A 1092-nucleotide genomic window follows, 5' to 3' on the forward strand; every position below is an offset into this window, starting at 1 on the left:
GCGCCAACCGCCGCCCACACGACCTCATCACCACCGTGACCAGCAGCTACTCGACTACGCAATGACCCTGCGTTACGGATGGCGCGGGAGATTAGCGGTGTCTGGTAGTGGTCGTCCATCGCGTACCCGATGACTTCCTTCGTGTAGCAGTCGATGACGGTCGCCAGGTACAGCCACCCCTCGCCGGTCGGGATGTACGTGATGTCGCCGACGAGCTTCTCGCCGGGCGTGTCTGCGGTGAACTCCCGGCCGACGAGGTCCGGCACGGTGCCGGACGACGGCTGGGTGAGTCCCCACCGCCTCGGGCGGGGCTGGCACGGCACGAGTCCGAGTTCGCGCATCAGCTGGCGGACGAGTTCCGGCCCGGCGGACACGCCTTGGCGCCGCAGTTGCGCGTGGACGCGTCGGTGCCCGTAGGTGCCGTCGGACGCGGCGAACACCTCCTCGATGGCCGATCGAAGGTAGGCTCGTCGGGTGGCGGTCGCGGAGTCGGGGCGGGTTCTCCATTCGTAGTATCCGGATCTGGACACGCCGAGTTGTTCGCACATGAAGTCGACGGGGTAGGCGTACTTCGCGGTGTCGAGTCGCATCGTCTCGATGAACTCGTACAAGCTCGTTACCGAGGGTCCTTCGCGAAGTACGCCGCGGCTTTTTTCAGGAAGCTGTTCTCCATTTCGAGTTCCCGGTTGCGGCGTTCGAGTTCCTTCAGTCGGGCGCGTCCGTCGATGCCGATCTGTGGGCTGTTCTGGGCGCTGCTGTTCTCCCGCCGGTATTGGCGGACCCAGGAACGCAGCGTCTCCGGGTGCACGTCGATCTCCCGGGCGACCTGCGACACTGGCTTGTTCGACTGTAGAACGAGTTGTACCGCTTCTTCACGGAACTCTGGGGTGTATGAGCTTATGCGTGCCATCGCGCTTCTTCCCTCGACTTTCCTTACAGGATAACCTTATTGGCTCCCTGTCCGGAATCCTCGGGGCACCTCAACCTCGCTGCTTGACGCCCTATAGGGACACCCCGCACCGTAGCTATTCACCGGGGGCGAGAGTGTGACTCGCGGTTGGTTTCCCAGGCTGGTGGGAGCGCATCCTGATG

2 protein-coding genes are annotated in these 1092 nt (G+C 63.8%); both read right to left on the minus strand.

Annotated features, from left to right (window positions below; genetic code table 11):
• Positions 1 to 611, minus strand: a 611-nt coding sequence (locus tag ACFHVL_RS31305) for an IS3 family transposase (protein WP_416632234.1), incomplete at its 3' end; no start/stop codon positions are given.
• Between the two features lie 5 nt (positions 612 to 616).
• The gene (locus ACFHVL_RS31310) at positions 617 to 910 is read right to left on the minus strand and encodes a transposase (RefSeq protein WP_416632235.1); all 294 of its coding nucleotides are present in this window, start codon (positions 908 to 910) and stop codon (positions 617 to 619) included.
• Between the last annotated feature and the right edge of the window lie 182 nt (positions 911 to 1092).

Origin of the sequence: Micromonospora sp. LOL_023 (assembly GCF_048060115.1) — a bacterium.
Lineage (GTDB): Bacteria > Actinomycetota > Actinomycetes > Mycobacteriales > Micromonosporaceae > Micromonospora_E.

Excerpts from the sequence above, each read along its gene's own strand:
- ACFHVL_RS31310 (WP_416632235.1), bottom strand. The coding sequence starts at position 910 with ATGGCACGCATAAGCTCATACACCCCAGAGTTCCGTGAAGAAGCGGTA.